Annotated in this window: 22 protein-coding genes, 1 pseudogene and 1 riboswitch; of the genes and pseudogenes, 12 read left to right on the forward strand and 11 right to left on the reverse strand. The window is 36.1% G+C overall.

Translation table 11 applies throughout. The annotated features are described in order from the left end of the window. Positions 1–299: 299 nt before the first annotated feature. The 4 genes from AC22L0_RS00645 to AC22L0_RS00660 form a co-directional block, all read right to left on the reverse strand. A complete protein-coding gene (locus AC22L0_RS00645) occupies positions 300–815 on the reverse strand; it encodes a type 1 glutamine amidotransferase domain-containing protein (RefSeq protein WP_000037532.1) in 516 nt (171 codons plus the stop codon). 23 nt (positions 816–838) lie between these two features. Beyond that, positions 839–2,836 (reverse strand): catalase, encoded by a 1,998-nt coding sequence (locus AC22L0_RS00650; RefSeq protein ID WP_487272083.1) that lies wholly within the window; start codon positions 2,834–2,836, stop codon positions 839–841. Between the two features lie 190 nt (positions 2,837–3,026). Then, the gene (locus AC22L0_RS00655; RefSeq protein ID WP_000021375.1) at positions 3,027–4,226 is read right to left on the reverse strand and encodes an ABC transporter permease; all 1,200 of its coding nucleotides are present in this window, start codon (positions 4,224–4,226) and stop codon (positions 3,027–3,029) included. A gap of 60 nt (positions 4,227–4,286) precedes the next feature. Continuing rightward, positions 4,287–5,711: an amino acid permease gene (locus tag AC22L0_RS00660; protein WP_001186301.1), complete on the reverse strand. Its 1,425-nt coding sequence runs from the start codon at positions 5,709–5,711 to the stop codon at positions 4,287–4,289. A gap of 148 nt (positions 5,712–5,859) precedes the next feature. Beyond that, positions 5,860–6,041: riboswitch (Lysine riboswitch) on the reverse strand. Between the two features lie 99 nt (positions 6,042–6,140). Here AC22L0_RS00660 and AC22L0_RS00665 point away from each other — a divergent pair. Further along, positions 6,141–6,389: pseudogene (locus AC22L0_RS00665) on the forward strand (glutamate racemase); the annotation flags it as partial. 110 nt (positions 6,390–6,499) lie between these two features. After that, complete coding sequence (locus AC22L0_RS00670; RefSeq protein WP_087966310.1) at positions 6,500–7,585, forward strand: DUF3626 domain-containing protein; 1,086 nt, start codon at positions 6,500–6,502, stop codon at positions 7,583–7,585. Between the two features lie 79 nt (positions 7,586–7,664). Here the strand turns inward: AC22L0_RS00670 and gapN are convergent, their stop codons facing one another. Beyond that, positions 7,665–9,104: an NADP-dependent glyceraldehyde-3-phosphate dehydrogenase gene (gene gapN / locus AC22L0_RS00675; protein ID WP_087966308.1), complete on the reverse strand. Its 1,440-nt coding sequence runs from the start codon at positions 9,102–9,104 to the stop codon at positions 7,665–7,667. 596 nt (positions 9,105–9,700) lie between these two features. Here gapN and AC22L0_RS00680 point away from each other — a divergent pair. The 5 genes from AC22L0_RS00680 (at position 9,701) to AC22L0_RS00700 (ending at position 15,976) form a co-directional block, all read left to right on the forward strand. Further along, positions 9,701–11,461, forward strand: coding sequence for an ABC transporter ATP-binding protein (locus AC22L0_RS00680; protein ID WP_000953785.1), 1,761 nt, complete (start codon positions 9,701–9,703; stop codon positions 11,459–11,461). Further along, positions 11,458–13,458 carry an ABC transporter ATP-binding protein gene (locus AC22L0_RS00685; RefSeq protein ID WP_000116647.1) on the forward strand — a complete coding sequence of 667 codons (2,001 nt, stop codon included), beginning with the start codon at positions 11,458–11,460 and terminating at the stop codon, positions 13,456–13,458. Before AC22L0_RS00680 ends, AC22L0_RS00685 begins: the two co-directional genes overlap by 4 nt. A gap of 272 nt (positions 13,459–13,730) precedes the next feature. Then, positions 13,731–14,528 (forward strand): amino acid ABC transporter substrate-binding protein, encoded by a 798-nt coding sequence (locus AC22L0_RS00690; protein ID WP_000732836.1) that lies wholly within the window; start codon positions 13,731–13,733, stop codon positions 14,526–14,528. Then, entirely contained in the window at positions 14,515–15,213 is a 699-nt protein-coding gene (locus AC22L0_RS00695) for an amino acid ABC transporter permease (protein ID WP_000281499.1), read from the forward strand. Before AC22L0_RS00690 ends, AC22L0_RS00695 begins: the two co-directional genes overlap by 14 nt. Positions 15,214–15,241: 28 nt before the next feature. Beyond that, positions 15,242–15,976 carry an amino acid ABC transporter ATP-binding protein gene (locus tag AC22L0_RS00700; protein WP_087966307.1) on the forward strand — a complete coding sequence of 245 codons (735 nt, stop codon included), beginning with the start codon at positions 15,242–15,244 and terminating at the stop codon, positions 15,974–15,976. Positions 15,977–16,027: 51 nt separating this feature from the next. On the opposite strand, the gene sasP is transcribed toward AC22L0_RS00700, so the two are convergent. Next, positions 16,028–16,231 (reverse strand): small acid-soluble spore protein, SasP family, encoded by a 204-nt coding sequence (sasP, locus tag AC22L0_RS00705; RefSeq protein WP_000013338.1) that lies wholly within the window; start codon positions 16,229–16,231, stop codon positions 16,028–16,030. A 457-nt stretch (positions 16,232–16,688) separates the two neighbouring features. Between sasP and AC22L0_RS00710 the strand changes: the two genes are divergently transcribed. Then, positions 16,689–16,934: a hypothetical protein gene (locus tag AC22L0_RS00710; RefSeq protein WP_487272084.1), complete on the forward strand. Its 246-nt coding sequence runs from the start codon at positions 16,689–16,691 to the stop codon at positions 16,932–16,934. Between the two features lie 19 nt (positions 16,935–16,953). On the opposite strand, the gene AC22L0_RS00715 is transcribed toward AC22L0_RS00710, so the two are convergent. Then, complete coding sequence (locus tag AC22L0_RS00715; RefSeq protein ID WP_087966305.1) at positions 16,954–18,411, reverse strand: YheC/YheD family endospore coat-associated protein; 1,458 nt, start codon at positions 18,409–18,411, stop codon at positions 16,954–16,956. A gap of 20 nt (positions 18,412–18,431) precedes the next feature. Beyond that, the gene (locus AC22L0_RS00720) at positions 18,432–19,484 is read right to left on the reverse strand and encodes a YheC/YheD family endospore coat-associated protein (RefSeq protein ID WP_000242817.1); all 1,053 of its coding nucleotides are present in this window, start codon (positions 19,482–19,484) and stop codon (positions 18,432–18,434) included. Between the two features lie 129 nt (positions 19,485–19,613). Here AC22L0_RS00720 and AC22L0_RS00725 point away from each other — a divergent pair, with 129 nt between their 5' ends. Both AC22L0_RS00725 and AC22L0_RS00730 read left to right on the forward strand, forming a co-directional pair. Continuing rightward, a complete protein-coding gene (locus AC22L0_RS00725) occupies positions 19,614–20,750 on the forward strand; it encodes a DUF445 domain-containing protein (RefSeq protein WP_140160723.1) in 1,137 nt (378 codons plus the stop codon). A 142-nt stretch (positions 20,751–20,892) separates the two neighbouring features. Next, positions 20,893–21,249 (forward strand): YlbF/YmcA family competence regulator, encoded by a 357-nt coding sequence (locus tag AC22L0_RS00730; RefSeq protein ID WP_000164610.1) that lies wholly within the window; start codon positions 20,893–20,895, stop codon positions 21,247–21,249. 129 nt (positions 21,250–21,378) lie between these two features. On the opposite strand, the gene AC22L0_RS00735 is transcribed toward AC22L0_RS00730, so the two are convergent. Continuing rightward, positions 21,379–21,984 (reverse strand): NDxxF motif lipoprotein, encoded by a 606-nt coding sequence (locus tag AC22L0_RS00735; protein WP_000760033.1) that lies wholly within the window; start codon positions 21,982–21,984, stop codon positions 21,379–21,381. A 21-nt stretch (positions 21,985–22,005) separates the two neighbouring features. Further along, positions 22,006–22,566, reverse strand: coding sequence for an HAAS signaling domain-containing protein (locus AC22L0_RS00740; protein WP_001043093.1), 561 nt, complete (start codon positions 22,564–22,566; stop codon positions 22,006–22,008). A 431-nt stretch (positions 22,567–22,997) separates the two neighbouring features. Here AC22L0_RS00740 and alsS point away from each other — a divergent pair, with 431 nt between their 5' ends. Both alsS and alsD read left to right on the forward strand, forming a co-directional pair. Further along, positions 22,998–24,686, forward strand: coding sequence for an acetolactate synthase AlsS (gene alsS, locus AC22L0_RS00745; RefSeq protein ID WP_000103546.1), 1,689 nt, complete (start codon positions 22,998–23,000; stop codon positions 24,684–24,686). Positions 24,687–24,702: 16 nt separating this feature from the next. After that, positions 24,703–25,461, forward strand: a complete 759-nt coding sequence (gene alsD, locus AC22L0_RS00750) for an alpha-acetolactate decarboxylase (protein ID WP_000215005.1) — start codon at positions 24,703–24,705, stop codon at positions 25,459–25,461. Between the two features lie 35 nt (positions 25,462–25,496). Here alsD and AC22L0_RS00755 read toward each other — a convergent pair whose 3' ends face one another. Continuing rightward, positions 25,497–25,853, reverse strand: coding sequence for a hypothetical protein (locus AC22L0_RS00755; protein WP_003311779.1), 357 nt, complete (start codon positions 25,851–25,853; stop codon positions 25,497–25,499). Between the last annotated feature and the right edge of the window lie 11 nt (positions 25,854–25,864).

Below are 25,864 nucleotides of genomic sequence, written 5' to 3' on the forward strand. Positions count from 1 at the left end.
ATATATGTGCGAAATCATTATTTAACTTATGGATAGGAATTATATAGTCATTTTCACTATATGAGAAATGCCTATGAAAAGTGATAAGGAATTTTTGGGCGAGAAAAGGGGGGAATCCAAAAGATTATTAAAACTGAACTTTTGGATTCCCCTCTTTTTATTTATCTTGCTATTTGTGGTGGTCGGATTTCCTGTAAACGACCAGTTGGTGAGGGCTAATGAATCAGTGGGGGGATGAATAAAACCCCGCTGATTCATTATTTTCATGTAAATAAAAGGAGGTTAGTTAACCAAAGTAGTTATCCTAATATACGCAACGATTCTTCAATAAACGCTGGGATGTCCTCTGGCTGTCTACTTGTTACTAGCTGATTTTGACATACGACAACCTCTTTGTCATGAAAGTTCCCGCCGGCATTTTTTAAATCGACTTCAATAGATTTATATCCAGTTACATCGCGTCCTTCAAGTGTTTGTGCAGTGATGAGTAGCTGAGGTCCGTGACAAATAGCGAAAACAGGTTTTTCCGCATCCATAAATGCTTTACTAAAGCGAACAAAACGTTCATCGGCACGAAGTATATCTGGAGAAAATCCACCCGGTATGAAGAGGGCATCAAAGTTCTCTGGAGAAACATCATCAATACTTTTATCAATCACGACTTCACTTTTTCCTTGCTTACCGTGTACCGTTTTCCCTTTTTCCATTTCAATAGTTGTGAATTCATATCCCTTTTGTTTAAAAGCTTCTACTGGCTCTGTGTATTCTGTATCCTCGAAATAATCCGTTATTAAAATAGCAATTTTTTTACTCATTCTAATCCGCTCCTTATATTATATTATCGGCTCCAGAATCTTCCTTGGGCAATGCCTTCTATAAATGATTCAATTGAAGTATTTGTTAAGTTGTAAACTCCTGCTCCATCCAGTTTAATCTTACTATGGTCCAAAGCATGAGGATTACTAAGGACATGAGCTATCGGTTTAAAATGTTTAAAAGTAGTTTCTGCAAATTCTAAAACAGGGGGTTGAATGACAGACTCACTACTAAACACTAATACTGCATCAAAAAGGGAGGAGTCTGTTGTTGTATAAGTGTCAGTTACTTTAATGGAATCATTGAACTGATAAATTTTATTATCTATGATACTATAGTTAATTCGGTGTTGTACAAAAGCTTGAATCCATTCGGACAGAAGTGAGACGCTTGGGTCACCATTTAATAGAATTGCAACATTTTTGGAATCAGATTTAAAAATAGTATTGGACATACTTAGTGCAGGTGATTTTGCATCTGAATTTACTTCGTGATTTTCCTTAGGTAAAGGAGCTCCAATAATGTTAGCGACTTCTTGTGCTAATTGACGATCGACGTGGTTTAAGAGAGCAATTACATTTGCCTTCACCATGTCTGATTTACACTTCCCAACTTCAAAGCAAAAAGCTTCTTTTATGTGCTGCTTTTCAATAGGGCTCATACTATTGTAGAAAAGTTTAGCCTGAGAATAAAAGTTAAGAAAGCTTTTACTGCGACCTCTAATTTTATGCCCATCAATCTTTTCTTGATAATGTTCATATCCTCCTTGTTCGGCTTGGACGGTTGCAGGTTGATTGTTATTTAATCCATTAGGATGATAGCTTGTTTGACCGCGATGAATCTGCATTTGATGCATACCATCACGTTGATTATTATGAAAAGGACATACAGGCTGATTAATAGGAATTTGATGGAAATTAGGGCCCCCTAAACGAGATAATTGTGTATCTGTATAGGAGAATAATCTTCCTTGCAGAAGAGGGTCATTTGAAAAATCAATACCTGGTACGACATGACCAGGGTGAAAAGCTACCTGCTCTGTTTCAGCAAAGAAGTTATCAACATTTTTGTTCAGTGTCATTTTACCAACTAATTTTACGGGAACTGCTTCTTCTGGCCATAATTTCGTTGGATCTAAAATATCAAAATCAAATTTATGTTCATCTTCTTCTGGAATTAGCTGTAATCCAAGCTCCCATTCAGGATAATCCCCTTTTTCAATTGCTTCGTATAAATCTTGACGATGAAAATCAGGATTTTTCCCGGCAATCTTTTGAGCTTCATCCCATACTAATGAATGAACCCCGAGGGTAGGTTTCCAGTGAAACTTTACGAAATGGGCTTTTCCTTCTGCGTTAATGAGTCGAAATGTGTGAACTCCAAAACCTTCCATCATTCGTAAACTACGCGGAATAGCTCGGTCGCTCATTTGCCACATGACCATATGAGTGGACTCAGGATTATGCGCAACAAAGTCCCAAAAGGTATCATGAGCGCTAGCTCCTTGAGGAATATCATTATGTGGTTCTGGTTTAACTGCATGGACAAAATCAGGAAATTTAATAGCATCTTGGATAAAGAATACTGGCATATTATTACCCACTAAATCATAGTTTCCTTCATCTGTATAAAATTTTGTGGCGAATCCGCGTACATCTCTTACTGTGTCGTTGGATCCTTTAGAACCTTGAACGGTTGAGAACCGTACAAATACAGGTGTTTTCTTTGAAGGATTAGTAAGAAAATCTGCTTTCGTATATGTTTCTAAAGATTCATAAAGCTGAAAATAACCATGAGCGCCAACCCCGCGTGCATGAACAATCCTTTCGGGAATTCGTTCGTGATCAAAATGGGTCATTTTCTCACGAAAGTGAAAATCCTCCATTAAGGTTGGGCCTCTTAAGCCCATCTTTAAAGAAAATTCATCTTCAGCTATTTTTACCCCTTGATTTGTTGTTAAAGCATGTTTGCATTGATTGTCAGTAACGTGATGCTTCAATTGTTCCGTTTTTTTATTCACAATATAGGCCCCTCCTTTACTCTGTTAATTAATAGATACCCTTTTTATTAGGTCGTAAACATGTATTATCGTTTTTGTATGTAAAATCATAAAATATCGGTTGTTTCAGTGATTCTTGTTTGAGGAAGCAAAATAAAAAAGCCAAGGAGAAAATTTATTTTCTCCTTGGCTTTTAAGATAATTCTTTTCGTTAAAATGCGGAAATTCTTTGCTTCGTTTTTGGTACAATAATAAATTTGATCCAGAGTAACCCGACAATCATAATGATAAGGCTATGTAAAAATTGACCTGTAGCAATGAGTATAACACTCGAAAATACAATGAGTTGAATACTTAGCAATATAAAGATTAAGCTAAGAAATTGCTTCATCCTTTCTTCAGTATGGGTTGGATATAATGCTACAATAATATTTCCCGAAAAATATTTCCATAGTGAACGAAGCTGCATAGAGATCATATATAAAACGATGTAAGCGATAGCGCCTTTTACGTATATATTTGGTATGAAATATAAGGCGAAAGCACCGATCAATCCTAAGCGAATATATATACCGAAATAATCATTTCCACGTAAAAATGCTAGTGTATGTAAGTAGAAGAAAGTTGCTCGTTTTTTATGTAATAAAGGTTCAATCCAATTTGTAAGCCATTTTCTTTTATTTACTTGTTTATTCAGTTGCGGAACATCTGTGAAAATGCTAGCAAATTGATAAAAACGAACGTTCATTTTTTCTTCTTGCTCAATTATGTAATCCCACGGTATTCGTTTTGTAGGCTGTTTTTTCGTATATAGAAGTAGGAAAGCAAGTAGTAAGAGTAGTCCGCCCAATATGAGAACATTTGCGGAATAAAACAGCATGTAAATGATTAGGGCGTTACAAGTAATACGAATGATCAGCCATATATTTTTTTCGTGACTATCACGCCACATCCAATGTATGTACATGTTCCAGGCTTTCGTAATCATTAACACGATAAAGATTGTACATAAAAAAGGTACAGTTAATTGTAATGATTGCATAGCAAGTGGAACGAGAATAAGGAACGTAAATAACAATGGGAAAAGCTGAATGATGTAATTGTATAGAAGAGATTTTTTGAAATAAGATGTTAATTTCTCTTCTAGTGCTAGTAAATAGACAGCATCAGGTTTTTGAATAAATGTACGGATAGGGCATCTCGTTATAAGGAATGTAAGTACAATCGTTATAATTATTAAAGATATTCCTTTAGAAGGAGATGCTTTTAGAAACTGAGCATAATAATATGCGCCAACGCATGAAATAAAGATAAAGCTATATAGTAAACCGTTAATCATACGTGCAAAGTATGTAATGATATTTTGAATATGTTGTTGGAAGCGACTGCTCCATAGCGATTCGATTGACATGTTTTTCACCTCTTTGTTCTATTATATATGTTTTACAAAAGAAAAAACGAGCAAATTGCGTTATGCAACTTGCCCGTTTTTCTTTTCGTTATTTTTTTTCTGATCACGATTCATTAATGGATAGAAAGCAAATCCAATTACGAATAAACCAATTCCGAGAAGGAACGTTTTTATATCGGATGCGCCAGTTTTAATAACCCATAGTGCGTAGCAAAGTGCGATAACTGCGACTATGCCATCTGTAATTCTTGCCCGCATTTCATTTTTATATGTTTCACCAGTTGCGACTAGTTTTAACTGGAAGATTGGTGAAACGAGATATGGAATGAGGTAGGCCAGTGTTGATACGGTAATAACGAATGTATAAGCTTCCGCAATGGTTCCTGATAATGTTGAGAATAGGAATACTTGCGACATAATGTTTGTTAATCGTAATGAGTAAATTGGACTTCCTTTTTTATTTGTTTTCGTGAAGAAGGAAGGGAAGAAACCTTCTTTTGCTGCTTGATAAGGTACTTCTGAGCTTAATAAAATCCAGCCTAAGATAGAACCGAACAGGGAAGTAAGAGCAAGTAATGCCATCAGTTTCCCGCCGCCGTGACCCATTGCAGCATTTAGTGCATCTGCTAATGGACGTTCAGAAGCTTGTAATTTATCAACGTGAAGTACACCCATTGTTAAAATTGTAATTCCTAAGTAAATCGCAACTGTAATAAGTAATCCCGCAACTGTTGCACGTTTTACCGTTTTTGGAGAAACAGCACGGTTTGATAAAAGAACGGCTGATTCAATTCCGATAAACGCCCAAAGCGTTGTAAGAGCAGCTAAATTTACTTGTGAAAGAAGACCATGTGATGCACCTGATTTATCAATCATCGGTGTGTACCATTGTCCAAACTTAGAAGCTTCGAATGCAAATAACGTAACGACGATGAATAAAAGGAATCCAGTTACTTTCGTTGTTGTTGCTAAGAAGTTTAGTTTTCCAGCTCCGCTTACACCGTTTGTTAATATAATATGAGTTCCCCAAAGTAAGATGGAACAAATCGTAAATGTAATTAGTTTTCCGACTTCTACGTTAAACGAGCCGATTGAAAATAGTAGTCGCGTATCTTTCATAATTGGGAAGAAGAGTGATAAATATCCCGCAAATGATGTAATGATGGCAACGTTACTTGCCCAGTTTGCAACCCAATATCCCCATACCATACTGAAGCCAGCCATTTTTTTCTTTTTTGGTGTTGAGAATAAAGCATATGCATGACTTTGTGGCCCTGTCGTTAAATCAGGACGACGAATTGCTAAATTACCGAAAACAAGAGCTAGCATTAAAACACCAAACCCTGTAGTTAACCAAGCTAAAGTGACACCGAGTGGGCTTGCTGTTTGTGCCAACGTACTTGGTACCATGAAAATACCAGCGCCAACCATGTTACCGACAACGAAAGCTGTTAGTACCCAAAAGCCCCATTTTTTTTGTTGCATAGAAAAATACCTCCAAAGTTAGTATAACCAAGTCAAGCGAGGAGATATGTATGTCTTCCTGAGTCAGGAAGAGAAGTCCCAAACAAAACAAAAAAAGCACGTAATCTGCCGCTACATGCTTTCTATCTTATAAGAAACCCACGACATACCTCTCGATAGCTCTCCACAAACGAAACGTTTGTGACAGTTCTGCACTTATTAAATGCAGACCCAGCAAGCGTGCATGGTGGACACGACTTACTTCGGCAACCATTCCTTTCTCATTCCTTCATCAATGCCACTACATCTCCTGAAATGATACTCTTAATGACTGCAACCTCTACCTCACCGAGATACGAATGAGGATTTAAATATTAAATTAACGTATTTAAGAGTAACAAATGAATTTTTATACGTCAATGGATATAGTAATAATCAGATTATAGAGAAGAGTTTGTGATTAAAAGTGAGTTAGGAGAGGCTGTAACGATTATTAGTTCTGCAGAAGAAACAGCGATAGAGTTAAGTACCATTTTACAGCACAAAGGAATTTTGTCTGACAATCTGAATTTGAAGCATCGCTTTTTTACAACGGGATCTGTTTTATCATTTGAACATATTGCTGAGCGATGGCTAGGGTATCAAATTTCTGTAGAATGTGTACATTTGCCTATGAAAAATGCGTGTATACATAATTAAGATTTAGTAAATTACTTTTTTAAATAAATGAGGTTCGTTTCATAAGAAGGAAAGAATAAGCTTTTAATTGAAGTGTTTAAGGGCAGTTCAATTAAAGGGGAGATTGGATTATGGAATTATTAAGATCTCAATTATTTGCTTTAGAGTATATTTCAAAATATGCAGAGAACGAAAAACGTGGGGCTAAAGCAACGATTAATCATATACTTAAAATGTCTAATATTACAGATGAAATATTTGAAGAAGCTGTCGCTAATTTAAAATCTCATGCAAGGATTGCTTTACACTTTCATCCAGACAGACTAGATTCGAATATGAAAAGAGTTGCTGAAGCACTGTTTGAGCAAGGAGTATATAAAAGTCAGTTTGAAACATTGCTATCTAATGGAAGCGTATCTGCTTATCCTGGTGGTGAACGTGACCTTTGGGAAAAGAGAATATTTGGAGGGGCATATCAATTAGAAGGCGTAACGAATGATCAACGGCCAAAATATGGAGCGCTAAATTTAATGTTACATCCAGATGGGCCGGCTCCGCGTTTTGGATCCTGTTATTTTCTCTTATCTCCAAAAGTTTCTTCGCGCTCTACATATACGTATTTAGATTCGCATCAAGATCCGAAAGAAAAGGGGACTTATGAGGAGTTTGATATGATTTTAGCTGCTCTTTTGGAAGAGACATTTGTAAGAGAATTTGCAATTGGTGAAGGAAATTTGACGCCAACAATATTAATTAATCATTTACTAGCTAACCTGAAAAGGCCGTTTATAGATTTAGTAAGCAAAGAGCCAGCCCGTAATCTTAATCATTATATTGAAGCGCAGATTCATGGAGAGATTTCTCTTAAAGAAGACGTGGAGGCGCTTGTTGCAGATCTTTCATTTAAGGGTACGGATGTAGGAAAAGTTTTAGAAGAAATTTGCCTGAAGTATGCGATTGATTTGTATTGGCACATCGGTTTTGTACTTATGGTAGACGAAGTTCCAATGGATTTTAGAGGTTCAAAAATGCCATCTTTAGCAAGACGCATTGCACGGAATCATTGCATCGATGCAAATATAATTGGCTCTGCTGTAGTGGATTTGAAGCGCAATCCATTATCTTGGAGTGATCGTGGAACTTATGAAGAAGTGCTTCAGGAATTAAAATTATTATGGCATGTTTTAGTTCGATTTGGAAAACCAAATCGGAAGTAGAACGAAATACTCCGTTTTTCGGAAGTATTTATATAGAAAAGAAGCTGATCTATTTATAGATCAGCTTCTTTTTATAAGATTAAACTAAGTTTAATACTGTTACTTTCTCACGTGTCATAGACTCAAGGCTCTTACGAATACCTTGTGCGCCCATACCTGAACCTTTTACACCGATGAATGGGAAGTGGTCAGGGCCACGTTCTGTGCGTCCGTTAATTTGAACAGAACCAGTTTCGATTTTGTTAGCAATTGCAAATGCTTTGTTAATGTCTTTAGTGAAGACACTTGCTTGTAAGCCGAACTCTGATTTGTTAGCAATTTCAATTGCTTGCTCATCTGAAGAAACGCGGATGATTGGAAGGATTGGGCCAAATGGCTCTTCCCAAGCAACTTTCATCTCTTCTGTTACGTGATCGATTAATGTTGGGTAAATTAAGTTACGCTCACGTTTGTTACCGATAACGATTGTAGCACCTTTTTCTACAGCGTCGTCAACTAAACCTTGAACGAAGTCAGCAGACTTGTCGTCAATTAATGGAACGATTGTGCTGTCTTGTTCTGGAGATCCAACTGATAGTTCAGCTACTTGCGCTTTTAATAAGCTAACAAGCTCGTCCGCTACGTTTTCGTGTACAAGTACACGTTTAATAGCTGTACAACGTTGACCAGAGTAAGAGAATGCACCGCTTACGATATGGTTTGCAGCATCTTGTAAGTCAGCATCTTCACGAACGATACCAGGATCTTTACCACCAAGTTCTAATACAAGTGGAATCATTGAAGCTTTTTTCGCTAAATGTTTACCTGTGTTTGTACCACCTGTGAACGATACCATATTGATGCCTTCGTGCTCTACTAAGTAGTCACCAATTACAGAACCGCGTCCTGTAGCTACGTTTACAAGACCTTTTGGAAGGCCAGCTTTGTGAAGTGCTTCAACCATTTTAATACCACTAATTGCACCTTGAGTTGCTGGTTTGAAAATAACAGCGTTACCCATAATTAATGCTGGTGCAAGTTTTGCAGCAGATAAGTTTACTGGGTAGTTAAATGGTGCGATTGCTAATACAACACCAAGTGGTGCGCGTTGGATAATCGCAAGTTTAGATTTTGTGCCGCCCGGGAAGTTATCGCCCATCATGCTTTCTCCGTGCATATGTAAAGCTTCTTCGATCGTGTAACGAATGAAGTCAGCTGTACGAACAACTTCTTTCTTCGCATCTTTATATCCTTTACCGACTTCTTTCATAATGATATCGGCAATTTCATCCTGCATATTTACGAGCTCATCAGCCCATTTATATAAGTATTTTGCGCGATCTTGTAGGGAAGCTTCAGCCCATGATTTTTGAGCTTCTTTTGCAGATGCAATTGCTTCATCCACTTCTCCGCGAGTAATTGCTTGTACTTGTCCAATTACTTCGTGTAAGTATGGAGATGGAATTTCGATTGTTTCTCCTGAAGAGCTTTCTCTCCATTCTCCGTTTAAATAAAATTTGTACGTATTGCTAGTTGTCATGATTAGTCCTCCTAAAATAGCAACTTGTAAGAGTGAGTATAAGGTGATTGTAGGGGGTTTGATAACATTTTTCAAATGAAATGTTTGTGAAAACGATTTCTTATTCTTTTTTTATTTTGTATGCCCTTTCTTACAGAACATTCCCTTATTTCAAAATGGTGTATCATATATTTTTATTTGAAGTGTGAAAAAATAATTGACAGAATACTCAATAAAGTTGTAAGATTATAAATGGAAAATAAATGAAGGGGGTGTGCGTAATGATTGTAATCGTAAATGTAATGGGCTTAGCTCTGTTAAATGGCAGAAAACATTCATATCATTACGCAACCCGTACGGATATATAGGGCATCTTTGTCTTATAAAAAGCGTACGTTGCGTATATCGTAACGTACGCTTTTTATGCATTCCTGTGCATATCGTCAAGCGGCGGTATGCTTTTTTTTGTTTATTTTCCCTTGTTTGGTTCCGATAAAAAACTTTGGAAGGTGGAAAAATGTGATGAGATTGTATGGGTTACGAAATGTAAATGTGATGGGTCTGGATAGTGGATAAAGAAATGAGAGGTAAACGAGAACGAGAAGGGAGAGGTTACATTGTTATCAGTATTACTAAAGTTAAAATGGTTTTTTAGGGAGCACTGGAAGAGATATAGTATTGCCATTGGAGCTCTTTTAATTGTGAATATAGTTGAAGTTATTCCCCCGAAAGTGTTAGGGGTTACGATAGATAATATAAAAACAGGAACGTTATCGAACGAAGCAATTATGCAATCTATTCTTATTTTAATAGGGGTTACAATCGTTGGGTATGGTCTTACTTTCGTATGGCAACATCAATTGTTTGGAGGTGCATTTGTACTTGAGAAAACGATGCGCTCTAAATTTATGGGGCATTTACTTAAGATGACGCCGACTTTTTATCAAAAAAATCGTACTGGCGACTTAATGGCGAGGGCAACGAATGATTTAAAAGCAATCGCTATGACAGCTGGTTTTGGTATATTAACGCTTGTGGATTCTAGTTTATACATGCTTACAATCGTTTTTATGATGGGATTTACAATTAGTTGGGAGCTTACATTTGCAGCGCTTATTCCGCTTCCAATTATGGCGTATGCGATGAATATATATGGAAAGAAATTGCATGAAAGATTTACCGTTGCGCAAGATGCGTTTGGTGATATGAACGATAAAGTGCTTGAATCAATCGCTGGTGTGCGTGTTATTCGTGCATACGTACAAGAGAATGCAGACGAGGAAAGATTTCATCACTTAGGAGATGACGTCTACGAAAAAAATATGAAAGTAGCGAGAATTGACGCATTATTCCAACCAACTGTGAAAATGCTTGTTGGCCTTAGTTATTTAATCGGTTTAGTGTACGGGGCATATCTTGTATTTCAATCAAAGGTAACACTTGGTGAACTTGTTTCATTTAACGTGTATTTAGGGATGATGATTTGGCCGATGTTTGCAATTGGTGAATTAATTAATGTTATGCAAAGAGGAAATGCTTCGCTTGACCGTGTGAATGAAACGTTAGCGTATGAACCAGATGTAAAGGATCCGAAACATCCAAAGCTTGTGCAAGAGCCGGATTATATTCAGTTTGATGACGTTACCTTTTCATATCCTTCATCAACTGAAACAAATTTAAAAAAGGTTTCGTTTACCTTAAAACAAGGGGAGACGCTTGGGGTTGTCGGAAAAACAGGAAGCGGGAAAACGACGCTTGTACGTCAGCTTCTTCGTCAATATCCACTTGGAGATGGAGATATTGCAGTTTCTGATGTGACATTAGATAAAATGACGAATGAAAATGTACTCGGCTGGATTGGTTATGTACCGCAGGAGCATATTTTGTTCTCAAAAACAGCGCGAGAAAATATTTTATTCGGAAATAGGGAAGCGACTGAAGAAGAACTAGAGAAAGCAATTGAAATTGCTGCGTTTAAAAAGGATTTAGAGTTTTTACCAGAAGGGTTAGAAACGCTCGTTGGAGAGAAAGGTGTTTCTTTATCAGGAGGGCAAAAACAAAGGATCTCGATTGCAAGAGCTGTTATTCAAAATCCAGAAATTTTAATTTTGGACGATTCTTTATCAGCTGTAGATGCTCGTACGGAAGCAGCGATCATTGAAAATATAAGAACGGAAAGAAGCGGAAAGACGACGATTATTACGACGCATCGTTTATCAGCAGTGCAACATGCGGATTGGATTCTCGTTATGGATGAAGGCGCAGTTATAGAAGAAGGTACGCATGCTCAGCTTATCCAAAAGGGAGGCTGGTATGCCGAACAGTTTGAAAGACAACAAGGTGAAAGTGAAAGTGCGGATAGTGGGGTGAAAATATGAGCGTTTCAAAACGATTGTTTCAATACGCGATGAAAGTGAAAGGGACGATTTTTGCTGCGATGTTAATGTTATTTATTTTCGTCATCGCAGAGCTTGCTGGTCCTTTCGTCGCTAAAACGATGATTGACGATCATATCGTCGGGATAGAGAAACCTTGGTATGAAACAGAACAGAGTGAAGATGCTGTTTCGTATAATGGGGCTTTTTATAAGCGAAGTGATCGCTTTGAACAAGGCGAGAAAAAAGGAAAAGAAGTACGCGTGATGCAAGTCGGTTTTCAATATTATTTTGTACCGAATAAAGTAAATGTAGAAGGATCACGTACTGTAAAAGGGGATATGATTACCGTTCAAAATGGTAAGGCGGTGCAAGTTTATAAAGCGAAAGCATTAACAAAGGAAGAAGTATTTGCATTTTATAAGCCAGAAATAAACCGTCTATTATTACTTGGTGGTGGCTATTTTGCTTTATTAGTAGTCGTATCATTATTTGCATACGGAAAGCAGTTCTTCTTGCAAAAGGCAGCGAACAAAATTATTCAAATTATGAGGGAAGATGTTTTTTCTCATATTCAAACGTTGCCAATTCGGTACTTTGATCATTTACCGGCGGGGAAAATTGTTTCGCGTGTGACGAATGATACAGAGGCCATTCGTGATTTATATGTAACGGTGTTGGCAACATTCGTTTCTAGTATCATCTATATTATTGGGATATTTGCTGCGCTATTTTTATTAGATGTGAAGCTCGCTTCATTATGTTTATTAATTATCCCAATTTTAATTGTTTGGGCGATTCTTTATAGAAAATACGCGTCTGTATACAATCATAAAATGCGCTCTCGTTTATCTGATATTAACGGAACAGTAAATGAATCCATTCAAGGGATGCCAATTATTCAAGCGTTCCGTCAAGAGCGTGAAACGAAAAAAGAGTTTGAAGAATTAAATGGCGATTATTTTAAGTATCAAAATAAAATTTTGAATTTAAATGCAGCAACTTCTCATAATTTAGTATCCGTATTAAGAAATATCGCTTTCACAGGTGTGATTTGGTATTTCGGTGGCGCTTCATTAAGTGCTACAGGCGTCATTTCTCTAGGGATACTGTATGCGTTCGTTGATTATTTAACACGATTGTTCTCACCGATTACAAATATGGTGAATCAGCTTGCTAACTTAGAACAATCGCGTGTTGCATCAGAGCGTGTTTTTGAATTGTTAGAGGAAAAAGGAGAAGCAGTAGAAGAAGAGCGTATGCCTCGCTTACAAGGAAATGTGAAGTTTGATAATGTATCGTTTTCTTATAATGGGAAAGATGAAGTGTTAAAAAATATTTCTTTTGAAGCGAAACAAGGGGAGACCGTGGCGCTTGTCGGTCATACTGGATCAGGAAAAAGTTCTATTATGAACGTACTCTTTCAGTTTTACGAGTTTGAAAAAGGAAAGCTTACGATTGATGGTCATGATGTAAAAGAGATGCCGAAACAAGCAACTCGTGAACATATGGGAATCGTACTGCAAGATCCGTTTTTATTTAGCGGGACGGTCGCTTCCAATGTAAGCTTAGAAAACGAAAAAATTTCAAAAGAGCGTATTATAAAAGCATTGCATGATGTTGGTGCTGAAAGATTTGCGAACAATATAAATGAAGAAATTACAGAAAAGGGAAGTACGCTTTCCACTGGAGAACGTCAGCTTATATCATTTGCTAGGGCGCTCGCTTTTGACCCAGCCATTTTAATTTTAGATGAAGCGACATCTAGTATCGATACAGAAACAGAGGCGATGATTCAACAAGCGCTAGAAGTTGTGAAAAAAGGAAGAACGACATTTATTATCGCTCACCGACTTTCAACAATTAAAAGCGCAGATCAAATTATTGTGCTTGATAGAGGAACCATTTTAGAAAAAGGGTCTCATGATGAGCTAATGAAAAAGCGCGGGCGTTATTATGATATGTACAAAACGCAAATGGAAGGGAACCAGAGCGCTTAATAGGTATGGGAGAGAACTTGTGATTTTCACAAGTTCTTTTTTTAGTGAATCAGGGCAGTTAAATAAGAAGTATTATTTTACCTTTCGTACAATAAATGCTATATTAAAAAATGTTACTTATTTTTTGTATGTAGCGTTATTTTTCCCTTTTGTTTGATTATGAAGAAAAAGGATAAACTAAATAAGAACATTTTCATTGAAAAATTGTTCAAGATTGCATACAATCAATATAGTTTTTAAATTCCTATCAGAATACTTGGAGGATTACTATCATGAAGAAATTATTTTCAGTGCTTGCAGTAACTACATTAGCGATCGGGATTGTAGCCGGCTGCGGTAAAGAAGAGAAAAAAGATACAGCTAGTCAAGACGCGTTACAAAAGATAAAACAAAGCGGTGAACTTGTAATTGGAACAGAAGGTACATACGCACCGTTCACATTCCATGATTCAAGCAATAAATTAACTGGATTTGACGTTGAACTATCAGAAGAAGTTGCAAAACGTTTAGGTGTAAAACCTGTATTTAAAGAAACACAATGGGATAGCTTACTTGCTGGTTTAGATGCAAAACGTTTCGATATGGTTGCAAACGAAGTTGGTATTCGTGAAGACCGTCAAAAGAAATATGATTTCTCTAAACCGTACGTTTCATCTTCAGCGGCATTAGTTATTGCAAAAGATAAAGATAAGCCTGCTACATTTGCTGATGTAAAAGGTTTAAAAGGAGCACAATCTTTAACGAGTAACTATGCAGATATTGCTAAGAAAAACGGTGCGGAAATTATTGGTGTAGAAGGATTTAGCCAAGCGGCAGAATTATTAGCTTCAGGACGCGTTGATTTTACAATTAATGATAAGTTATCAGTATTAAATTATTTAGAAACGAAAAAAGATGCAAAAATTAAAATTGTAGATACTGAAAAAGAAGCTTCAGAAAGTGGATTCTTATTCCGTAAAGGTAGCACTAAGCTTGTACAAGAAGTAGATAAAGCGTTAGAAGATATGAAAAAAGACGGTACGTATGACAAAATAACGAAAAAATGGTTCGGTGAAAATGTATCTAAGTAGTGCATTAGTTTCAGATCGATTGTCTACTTGGATAGATATTATGCAGACTTCCTTCATGCCTATGCTGAAGGAAGCTGTTTTTACAACAATTCCATTAACGCTTATTACATTTATTATCGGGATTATACTGGCAACGTTAACAGCGCTCGCACGTATTTCTGGTAGTCGTATTTTACAATGGATTGCTCGTATCTATGTATCTATCATTCGCGGAACGCCACTTCTTGTACAATTATTTATTATTTTCTATGGACTTCCAACTCTTAATATTGAAGTTGAGCCATATACAGCAGCAGTTGTTGGATTTTCATTAAATGTCGGTGCATATGCATCTGAAATTATTCGTGCTTCTATCCTTTCCATTCCGAAAGGGCAGTGGGAAGCAGCTTATACAATTGGGATGACATATCCACAAGCATTAAAACGTGTTATTTTACCACAAGCAACGCGCGTATCAATCCCGCCGCTTTCGAATACATTTATTAGCTTAGTGAAGGATACTTCGTTAGCATCGTTAATTTTAGTAACAGAAATGTTCCGAAAAGCGCAGGAAATTGCGGCGATGAACTACGAGTTTTTAATTGTTTATTTTGAAGCAGGTCTTATTTATTGGGTTATTTGTTTCTTATTATCAATCGTACAACAGATGTTAGAAAAGCGTTCAGAACGCTACACATTAAAATAATCCTTTTACAAAAGGAGTTTTTGTTTTTATGATTTCAATTCAGCACTTACAAAAAAGTTTCGGAGATAATACCGTACTAAAGCATATAGATTTAACAGTTGAGAAGGGCGAGGTTATTGTTATTATTGGGCCGTCTGGATCTGGTAAAACGACATTCTTACGTTGTCTCAATGTATTAGAAACACCAAACGCTGGTAATATTCGTATCGGTAATAAAGAGCTTAACTTCTCTCAAAAAGTAACGAAGAAAGATATTGTTAATCTTCGTACGCAAACAGGTATGGTATTCCAGCACCATAATTTATTCCCGCATTTAACAGCACTTCAAAATGTAATGGAAGGGCTCGTTACAGTGAAAAAGATGGGGAAAGAAGAAGCAAAGAAAAAAGCACACTATTTCCTTGAAAAAGTTGGTTTAGCAGATAAAGTGGATTTATATCCGTTCCAATTATCAGGCGGACAACAACAGCGCGTTGGAATTGCGCGTGCGCTTGCGATGGAGCCGGAAGTGTTACTATTTGATGAGCCGACATCAGCGCTTGATCCTGAACTCGTTCAAGAAGTTCTGAAAGTAATGAAAGAACTTGCTAAAGAAGGCATGACGATGGTAATTGTAACGCACGAAATGCGCTTTGCACATCAAATTGCAAACCGCGTTATTTTCATGGATGGCGGTGTCGTTGTCGAACAAGGTACACCAGAAGAAGTATTTACAAATCCAAAAGAAGAACGTACGAAGAAGTTTTTACAAATGTTGCAATAAATTAAGGAAGGTCTCAAGGCATATGCCTTGAGACCTTTTTGCCATATATATTTATTTGTGGAATCCGCCAAGGCTTTGCTCAGCCATTGCAACTAGACGTTTTGTGATTTCTCCACCAACTGAACCGTTAGCGCGAGCCGTAGAATCTGCTCCTAATTGTACACCAAATTCTTGAGCGATTTCGTACTTCATTTGATCGATTGCAGCTGTTGCACCTGGTACTACTAATTGATTTGAAGAATTTTGGTTTGCCATAGGAATATATCCTCCTTAGAGTTATAAAAGTTTTTTTGGTTGGACTAGCTGGAGTTGAACCAGATTATCGCCCCGATTGGCGCTAATCCATCGGTAATTAAGTTTGTACTCATAGTATGGATGTTACCTAGAAAGATATACAAAATAATAATTTGTAAATTTTGTCAAAAAAACTTATTGATTTCGTAAATTATGAAATAAGAGTAATCGTTGTATTTTTAAGAAAACAGGCCAAACTAAGGAGGATATTAAATATAATTTTCTCATTGTAGCCTGCTACTTGTAGGCTAATTATTAGCTTCTTATTTATGATTTATTGAAATAAAAATGAAATCGGTAGCAACTTTATAGTTCTATTTTTAAGTAGGGATGGAGTGGGCACTCCTATGTCTGGATAGGTTGCTCTCTTCACTCTAAAAAAGAGAGGCTTTAAACGATAAAGTATGGAGGAATCATGATGGGGATTTGCCCGCTTTGCAACGCATTAGAATCACAAACATATTCTTGTCAAAATTGCCAAAGTATACTCCAAGATTATGGGAAGTCTGTAGATTATATAGACGATTATAGTGCCTATATGGATCAAGAATTATTAAGTGCAGTAGATGGTTTAACGCATAATAATTCAAATGAATATTGCAATCATATTTTTTTTTGCGGAGTATGTAATGTGGAAACTGAGGTTGTAGTAAAACTTGTGTAAATAGAAAACTTCCACCTTATTATCTAGGTGGAAGTTTTTGTTTTTGTATTTGTGAGTGAATCATAGGAGAAGGGATATGTTCGGTGTTTGATGAAGCCCCTGATTTTATTTGAGACATTTTTTCCTTTGTATCACGTAAAGAATGTTCAGTTAAGTAGACGGCATATTCGTAAAATAATTGGCGTGTCAGTTCACTTTGTTCTTTTAATTTGGCATCTTGGAATACAGTTCGCCCAGGTTTAGAGTTGGCTTCAAATAACCACGGATTTTCCTTTGTGTCTAAACCGATATCAAAACCGATTTCTCCAATATTTCCGGTTACTTGTTCATCGAGCGCGTAACTTATTTGTAAGGCAGTATGTTTTAATTTATTTTCAATTTGAACTTGTTTCGTTGAATCTGGAAAAAGCTCTTGTAGCAATTTTGTATTACCGCCGCTATTTACGTGCGTTGTTAAACTGCCTTTGCCGGCGATTTTGGCGACGATTGCACTAACTATCCAATTACCGAAATGATTTTTATTTGTATGAATGCGGAAATCAACAGGTTGCCCATCGAAGCGAAGTAACGAAATACCTTGCTGTACGATAAACTTTTTTAAATCATGCCCTTTTAGTACATGGTTTAGAAGAGTTTCTAATGATTGATACTTTCTCAGTTTGTTTTCTTCATTTTCGCGATAACGACAGTAGTAGCAATTCTCTGTTTGAGAATAAAATATTTGATGAATATTTCTACCAAAGCTCCCGTGTATTGGTTTCATGTACACAGATTTATACGTGCCAAGAAACCGTTCTACTTGTTCAAAATGCTGAAATGCTTCTGTGTTTGGTAATAAGGGTCTAATTGATTCGTCTTTCATAAGAAGTTGATGAACTTCCCATTTGTTGAAAAAACCTGGGTTAAACCATGGAATGGAGTAGTCTTGTTCTAACTTTCTTTTTGCTCTGACGATTGGTTTATAATTTTCCGCTTGTCGATTCGGTAATCGATCGTAAATGACATTTGGTAAAGGGACCTTTTTCTTTATCCATTGTTTCTCTTGAAAGAAATATCCTTCAATTGTTTCTTCTTCCCAGTTTATATGTTGAACGCCAAAGACGAATACGAACGGTCGTAATGAGAATGGTGGTGTTAACAACTCACTGAGAGCGATTGAACGATTTCCTAAAGGATTAGAAGAATCATCGTTAAAGCCAGTTGTGAAAATGCCGATCAATGGTCCGAAAATAATCGTTTGGTTTTGTGTGAATGCATGAATAGTAGTTGATTGAGGTAGTAAAAGTTTATCGGCAATATGTTTTCCAATAATAATTTCGCGAGTAAAGGAATAATGAATTTTTACTTCTTCACTTGCTATATGACGTATGCCGAAGGAGAGGGATGTAATAGGTGGTGTAATAGAAAAAACGTAAGGTAAAGTAATGCTATTTGGATGTTCATCTGAAATATTTAATGTATATATATGTTCTTTCAAAATAGGTTTACCTCCTTTCATTATGGTGTAAAACGACTGAATTTAAGTGGTCCATGAAATATCTTTTCAGCTAATGAATCACTATGACGAATGTATTGTTCGTAAGGAGGGATCATGTTGACATACATAAGCCAGATTGCACCTTTTTGATCCATAATTGTGGAAAGTTCTAGTTCAAATAACGAAGAATAAGACTGATCTAGTGTTTGAAATACTTCATTTATAATGTCGTGTAAAGCGTCGTGCAATAGTTGCACACCTGTACTAGATAGTACGTATTTAATTTTTGAAAATGAATGCAATGAATCATCGTCCGTTGCTGAGGGTAAAAGCTGATTAGGAAATGAGCTTTTTTGTATAAATTGACCGATAACATTCCAAGTTTGTTCTTTGTTTTTTTGCAAAATAGTTCGAATGTGCAGTGGATATGTTAATTGATTTGGTGGTTGTAGCATAGTGTGCGCTATGTAACGTGATGAACGTATGTTAGATTTACACCAAGATATAAATTCGTCTGTCCGTTTGATTGGAATAGAAGTATGGTATTTTTCATTTACTGTATCGATATGAAACGTTTTATTTTTGTAAGCGACTCGATATAAGTTATCTTTAGAATGTATATTAGTGGGGCGTATAATAATATCTTTAGTTTTTAACAACAGTTTGAAAATGTTTTGTATCGTCGCAATTTCAAATTTTGGTATATAAGGAGACAGTTTTTTATTAGTGAGAAATAAATCATGTAGTTCACTTGAATTAATAAGTGTGTTATTTAAAAAGGTAGTGGAAGGACGATTGTGCAAAGAGTGAATAATTGATTTTGCTTTTTCAAAGTCTGTTTCCTCGCGAAAAGAATAACGATCATATATATAAGAAGGAATAGGGAATGTTTGCTTTTTCCATTTTCCTGTATCTGTATCGTAAATAAGACCAGAAACAAGGTCTGTTTTAGGATCAATACAAAATGGCGTAAACTGGGCAACGACATTATGATAAAGCCGAGCGCGTTTAGCGATTTCGGTGTAATACGTTTGCTCATAATGAAGTTTAGAAGTTAAAAGGCCGAGAACCAACGAAATCACTCCTTTACTACTATTTGCATAATAGGCGAAGCTATATATTGCAAATACGTTTTTATACCATTATACTTTTGTCCGTATGATGATATGCTATAGTTTTGGAGAAGTGAAAGGTTGATTGTAATGAATATATGGTTAAATATGCTAACGACGACAGGACTCGGAGCAATTATTGGGGGATATACGAATCATTTAGCGATAAAAATGTTATTTCGTCCTCATCGTCCTATTTATATCGGAAAGTTTCAAGTTCCATTTACACCAGGGTTAATTCCGAAGCGTCGTGATGAACTTGCTGTTCAATTAGGAAAAATGGTTGTAGAACATTTGTTAACACCAGAAGGAATCGGAAAAAAGCTAACAAATGAAGAGTTTCAAAAAGGTTTAATTCACTGGGCGCAAGTGGAAGTGGATAAAGTAATTACGAATGAACAATCACTGCGATATATGTTAGAAAAATGGAATGTAGCACATGTAGAAGAAGAAGCGACTCAAAAAATCGAACATGTGATTACAGAAAAAATTCATGCATTTTTAGCAGAGTATTATACATATACATGGGAACAGGCTTTACCTCATTCTGTACATGAAAAGATAGAGAATGCGATTCCGAATGCCTCGGCGTTTATTTTAGAGCGAGGAATTAGCTTTTTTGAAAGTGAAGAAGGGAAAGCGCGTCTTTCAAAAATGATTGATGATTTCTTTGCTTCTCGTGGAACGCTACTTAACTTAGTTGGGATGTTTTTAGGAAATGTAAGTGTTGTGGATCGTGTGCAGCCAGAAGTTATTAAGTTTTTAGGGCAAGATGCTACAAAGCAGCTTTTAACTGACGTACTGCAAAAAGAGTGGGAAAAGTTAAAAGGAAGAGATGTAAAAGAATTAGAAGCATTTGTAGAGAAAGAAATGATTGTAAGCTCCGTGCTGTCAGCAGTTAAAGTAGAGGAAACAGTGAGTAAGTTTTTAAATCAATCTGTTCAGCAAGTATGTGAACCAGTTCGAGAAACAATTATTGAAAAAGTGGTTCCAAGTGTAGTAACGAAAGGCTTAAAGTGGGGAACAGAAAACGTAGAGAGTATACTAAACAATCTACACCTTGCGGAAATTGTCCAGCAAGAAGTGTCTACATTCTCAACAGAAAGATTAGAAGACTTAGTTCTGTCTATTACGAAAAACGAATTAAAAATGATTACGTATTTAGGAGCGTTATTAGGCGGAATGATCGGGCTCGTACAAGGATTGTTACTATTGTTTCTTAGATAATAAGGTGAGTACATAGAAATAAAAGTGAAATTTCTTCACATCTCTTGCATAGTTTGATATGGTAAGAAGAGGTGCGTATGTAAATGCACTGAAAAGGCAGTGCGTATGAAAAGCGCTAGCCTTCTAAAGGAGGAAAAATAAAATGACAAAGAACATTCATGATGTTGCATATGAATTACAAAAAGCAATCGCTGAAAACGATGACTTCAAAACTTTAAAAGAGAGCTACGCAGCAGTTCAAGCTGACACAGCTTCAAAGAACTTATTCGATGAGTTCCGTACAATGCAACTTAGCCTACAACAAAAAATGATGCAAGGCCAAGAAATCACTGAAGAAGACAATCAACAAGCACAAGAAGTTGTAGCTCGCATTCAACAAGATGCTAAAATTACAAAATTAATGGAAACTGAGCAACGCCTAAACGTTGTAATCGGTGACGTTAACAAAATTATCATGAAGCCACTTGAAGAATTATATAGCGCGCAACAACAAGCGTAATAGTGGAAGACGCTCCTAGTTTAGGAGCGTCTTTTTTGTTTAGGGAATTTAATAGTTATATCACAAAAACTCCCTTTCAAAATAGCCATTTCTTATTGATTATTTTGAAAGGGATATGTAACACATCGGTTAATTTTTTTTATTGCTGTTAATTGAAGTTTTAATATTTTTTTCGTTCAAAAACTTTTCAATCTCTTTTTGTTTCCTCCCATTTATTTTCTCAAAGCGCTTTGTAAAAGAAAAATTGGCCTTGAATAAGTTACCATCTTGGGCGAGTTTGTCTAATTCTTGATCTAGCTCTACGAAAATATCCGTAGATGATGACATAAATTCATAGATTTCTTTTGAAGGTTTTTTATAATCATTAGGTAAATTATTATTACTAATAAACTCATGGAAATTCATATCGTTTTGCTTCGCTAAATCAATTAGTTTTTGTAATTTTTCTCGGTCAGATTCTGTGAAACTCTTATCAGAATTTGTTGAAGCGAGAGGGATAATATTTTCAGATAACTCCCAACTATAATCTATATAATTTTTTATATTTTGTTTCATTTCGTCTTCATTAATAGTTTCATTTTTCTTTGAGGAACTAAATATATTTTCTGGAACTTTAATAGCAACATCTTTGATAGATTGTACATCATTTTTTTCCTTAGGCTGTACACTGTTTGAACAAGCTGATAGAAATAACATTGTAAGTAACATGAGTGGATATAAAATATATTTTTTCATAGTAATCTCCTTTTACATTCATTAGTATCTTTGTAAAATAGCTAAATTCCATTTTAAATACTTAACTAAAAGTGAGTATATATGTTTTATCATTTGATAAGATATGACGGATATTAGTAAGCCGATGCAAAAAGCTATGAATACATTGTAAACATCAGAATAACTGATTTGATGAAACCCTTTAAAGAATCCTAACCCTATTAATAATATAGGTGAAATAATTAATAACGGTGTAGCAATTATAAGTGCTAGAAGAAGTGGTAATAGAAAGAGTAATACGAAAAAGGCGATAATGATACAGATAAAGTTTAAAACACTTAAGCTCATAACAGAAAACAGTGCTGTCATAATGTTTTTTAGGCTGCGCCTATTGTCAGCGTTGCTTATTGCATATGAAACGTTAAGTTCTTTAGCGATAGTTTTAGGGTTTCCTAGTTTTTTAGAAATTTCCTCTTCAGATATTCCATCTTGTTTACCACTAATAAAATGAGTTTCGTACTCCGAGATAATATCCTTCTTTTCTGAATTAGGCATATTCTGCAGAGAGGAACTAAGTTGTTCCAAAAATCCACTTTTGTTCATAACAATCACTTTCCTTTATAAAATGATAAATTACAGCTGAGAGTCCTATCTTCTTTCTAAACAGCACAATCTGTATCTACCTTTTGAAGGGTGTATATTAATTGTAAATAGAATTACAAATAATGGTTATTCCATTATTTACAAATATATCATTTGCTATTGTTCTTTGCAAGGTACTATAAATTTGTTAATAATGTGAATAGGTGGAAGTATTTTTGTACATTTTTAGAAGAGATATAAAAATGTCATTTTAAGATAAACAAAAGGTTGTAAGCGCATTCTTTAAATCTTGTCAAAATAATATCGAATTCATATTGTTGGAAAAATAATGCATTTGTAATATAATGATAAATGATACTTCACCACATTAATTAACTAGGTGAAATTAAAAATCTTTATTACACAAATTATGAAACAAAGGAATGATTAGTTTGAGTACAGGTGTAAAAGTAAACGACGTGAAGACAAAAACAAAAGGAGCAGATCTTGTTGTTGATTGTTTAATTAAACAAGGTGTTACACATGTTTTCGGTATTCCAGGAGCAAAGATTGACTCTGTATTTGATGTATTGCAAGAAAGAGGACCAGAGTTAATCGTTTGTCGTCATGAACAAAATGCAGCATTTATGGCAGCTGCTATTGGTAGATTAACAGGGAAACCGGGCGTATGTCTTGTAACTTCAGGGCCAGGGACATCAAATTTAGCGACAGGTCTTGTTACTGCGAATGCGGAGAGTGATCCCGTTGTTGCTTTAGCTGGTGCAGTACCGCGTACGGATCGATTAAAACGTACGCATCAATCTATGGATAATGCTGCACTATTCGAACCAATCACAAAATATAGCGTAGAAGTAGAGCATCCTGATAATGTGCCAGAAGCACTTAGTAATGCATTTCGAAGTGCGACTTCCACAAATCCGGGAGCTACTTTAGTAAGTCTTCCGCAAGACGTTATGACTGCGGAAACAACTGTAGAGTCTATCGGTGCGCTTTCTAAGCCACAGCTTGGAATCGCTCCCACAAATGATATTACATATGTAGTAGAAAAAATAAAATCAGCGAAATTACCAGTTATTTTACTCGGTATGAGAGCGAGCACAAATGAAGTGACGAAAGCTGTTCGTAAATTAATTGCGGATACAGAACTTCCTGTCGTTGAAACATATCAAGCAGCTGGTGCGATTTCACGTGAGTTAGAAGATCATTTCTTCGGCCGCGTTGGATTATTCCGTAACCAACCAGGTGATATTTTACTAGAAGAAGCAGACCTTGTTATTTCTATCGGTTATGATCCAATCGAGTATGATCCAAAGTTCTGGAATAAACTTGGCGACAGAACGATTATTCATCTTGACGACCATCAAGCAGATATCGACCATGATTACCAACCAGAGCGTGAATTAATTGGTGATATTGCCTTAACGGTAAATAGCATCGCGGAGAAATTACCGAAACTTGTATTAAGTACGAAATCAGAAGCGGTATTAGAACGATTACGCGCAAAATTATCAGAACAAGCAGAAGTTCCAAATCGTCCTGCAGAAGGTGTTACGCATCCACTTCAAGTGATTCGTACACTTCGTTCTTTAATTAGTGACGATACAACTGTTACATGTGACATCGGTTCCCATTCTATTTGGATGGCGAGATGTTTCCGTTCTTATGAACCACGTAGATTATTATTTAGTAACGGTATGCAAACGTTAGGTGTTGCACTTCCTTGGGCAATCGCAGCGACTTTAGTAGAACCAGGTAAAAAAGTAGTTTCCGTATCAGGTGACGGTGGTTTCTTATTCTCAGCGATGGAGTTAGAAACGGCAGTACGTTTAAATTCTCCAATCGTCCATCTTGTTTGGAGAGACGGCACATATGATATGGTTGCATTCCAACAAATGATGAAATACGGCAGAACATCCGCTACAGAGTTTGGCGATGTTGATCTTGTGAAATATGCGGAAAGTTTCGGGGCGTTAGGTCTTCGTGTTAACACGCCTGATGAATTAGAAGGGGTATTAAAAGAAGCATTAGCAGCAGACGGCCCTGTCATTATTGATATTCCAATTGACTATCGTGACAACATTAAATTAAGCGAAAAATTATTACCAAACCAATTAAACTAATGGAGGCAGATTTGAGATGACTGTTGCGCAATTAATTGATATTGATGCAAAAAAAACGAAAATGAGTAATGAAGTATATCAAACATCTACAATGCTTGCGCTATTAGATGGTATATATGATGGTGTAATTAGCTTTGAAGATTTGAAAAAACATGGTGATTTTGGCATCGGCACATTTGATCAATTAGACGGTGAAATGATTGCATTTGATAATGAATTTTATCATTTACGTTCAGACGGTTCAGCGGAAAAAGTAGAGCCAGAAGAAACAACGCCATTTGCAACTGTAACGTTTTTTGAAAAAGAAATGAGTTATACGGTAGAGCGTCCGATGAATCGTGAAGAAGTTGAAGCGTTATTACATGAATTAATGCCAAGTAAAAACTTATTTTACGCTATTCGAATGGACGGTACGTTCCGTGAAGTAAGGACGAGAACTGTTCCAAGACAAGAAAAACCGTATACACCGCTCGTTGAAGTGACGAAATCACAGCCAATCTTTTCATTTGAAAATACAGAAGGTACGCTTGCTGGATTTTGGACACCAGATTACGCACAAGGTATTGGGGTAGCTGGATTCCACTTACATTACATTGATGATGAAAGAAGCGGGGGCGGACATGTTTTCGACTATGTTGTAGAAAACTGTACGATCCAAATTTGTCAAAAAGCTCATATGCATTTAGCACTTCCAGAAACAGCAGATTTTATGGCGGCTGAATTATCAAGAGAAAATTTAGAGGATAATATTGCAACTGCGGAAGGTGCAGAGTAAAAGGGAAGCCGATTCGGCTTCTCTTTTATTTTGAGTTACTCCCGATATGCGGAACAATGCTCATCAGAAATAGAATAGTTCTCTTTACCAGTTAAGGCTGATACTTCTACTAATTGATGTCCAAGCCCATCCCATACTGTAACAGTATATAAGGATGACCATTTAATATTCCCACGAGCGAGTCGGAAAGAATAATAGTCGTTATCTGTTGTTACTAAAACTTTGTTATAAATAATATTTTTCGTTTTTTTATTTTGTAAAATAAGGACAAAGTCTAGTTTATCTTCTTCTTTCGGAATTTGTAGTATTCTTGCTACAAACATTCCATTTGGGTTTTTCTTCGTTTTATATACTTTTTCTGATTCTATTTTTAGTTCAGGTTTGCCTCTCATAATCTCTCCCT

This window comes from Bacillus sp. LQ01, from assembly GCF_057624735.1.

Excerpts from the sequence above, each read along its gene's own strand:
- AC22L0_RS00645 (WP_000037532.1), bottom strand. The coding sequence starts at position 815 with ATGAGTAAAAAAATTGCTATTTTAATAACGGATTATTTCGAGGATACA.
- AC22L0_RS00655 (WP_000021375.1), bottom strand. The coding sequence starts at position 4,226 with ATGTCAATCGAATCGCTATGGAGCAGTCGCTTCCAACAACATATTCAA.
- AC22L0_RS00660 (WP_001186301.1), bottom strand. The coding sequence starts at position 5,711 with ATGCAACAAAAAAAATGGGGCTTTTGGGTACTAACAGCTTTCGTTGTC.
- AC22L0_RS00670 (WP_087966310.1), top strand. The coding sequence starts at position 6,500 with ATGGAATTATTAAGATCTCAATTATTTGCTTTAGAGTATATTTCAAAA.
- gapN (WP_087966308.1), bottom strand. The coding sequence starts at position 9,104 with ATGACAACTAGCAATACGTACAAATTTTATTTAAACGGAGAATGGAGA.
- AC22L0_RS00685 (WP_000116647.1), top strand. The coding sequence starts at position 11,458 with ATGAGCGTTTCAAAACGATTGTTTCAATACGCGATGAAAGTGAAAGGG.
- AC22L0_RS00690 (WP_000732836.1), top strand. The coding sequence starts at position 13,731 with ATGAAGAAATTATTTTCAGTGCTTGCAGTAACTACATTAGCGATCGGG.
- AC22L0_RS00695 (WP_000281499.1), top strand. The coding sequence starts at position 14,515 with ATGTATCTAAGTAGTGCATTAGTTTCAGATCGATTGTCTACTTGGATA.
- AC22L0_RS00700 (WP_087966307.1), top strand. The coding sequence starts at position 15,242 with ATGATTTCAATTCAGCACTTACAAAAAAGTTTCGGAGATAATACCGTA.
- sasP (WP_000013338.1), bottom strand. The coding sequence starts at position 16,231 with ATGGCAAACCAAAATTCTTCAAATCAATTAGTAGTACCAGGTGCAACA.
- AC22L0_RS00710 (WP_487272084.1), top strand. The coding sequence starts at position 16,689 with ATGGGGATTTGCCCGCTTTGCAACGCATTAGAATCACAAACATATTCT.
- AC22L0_RS00725 (WP_140160723.1), top strand. The coding sequence starts at position 19,614 with ATGAATATATGGTTAAATATGCTAACGACGACAGGACTCGGAGCAATT.
- AC22L0_RS00730 (WP_000164610.1), top strand. The coding sequence starts at position 20,893 with ATGACAAAGAACATTCATGATGTTGCATATGAATTACAAAAAGCAATC.
- AC22L0_RS00735 (WP_000760033.1), bottom strand. The coding sequence starts at position 21,984 with ATGAAAAAATATATTTTATATCCACTCATGTTACTTACAATGTTATTT.
- AC22L0_RS00740 (WP_001043093.1), bottom strand. The coding sequence starts at position 22,566 with ATGAACAAAAGTGGATTTTTGGAACAACTTAGTTCCTCTCTGCAGAAT.
- alsD (WP_000215005.1), top strand. The coding sequence starts at position 24,703 with ATGACTGTTGCGCAATTAATTGATATTGATGCAAAAAAAACGAAAATG.
- AC22L0_RS00755 (WP_003311779.1), bottom strand. The coding sequence starts at position 25,853 with ATGAGAGGCAAACCTGAACTAAAAATAGAATCAGAAAAAGTATATAAA.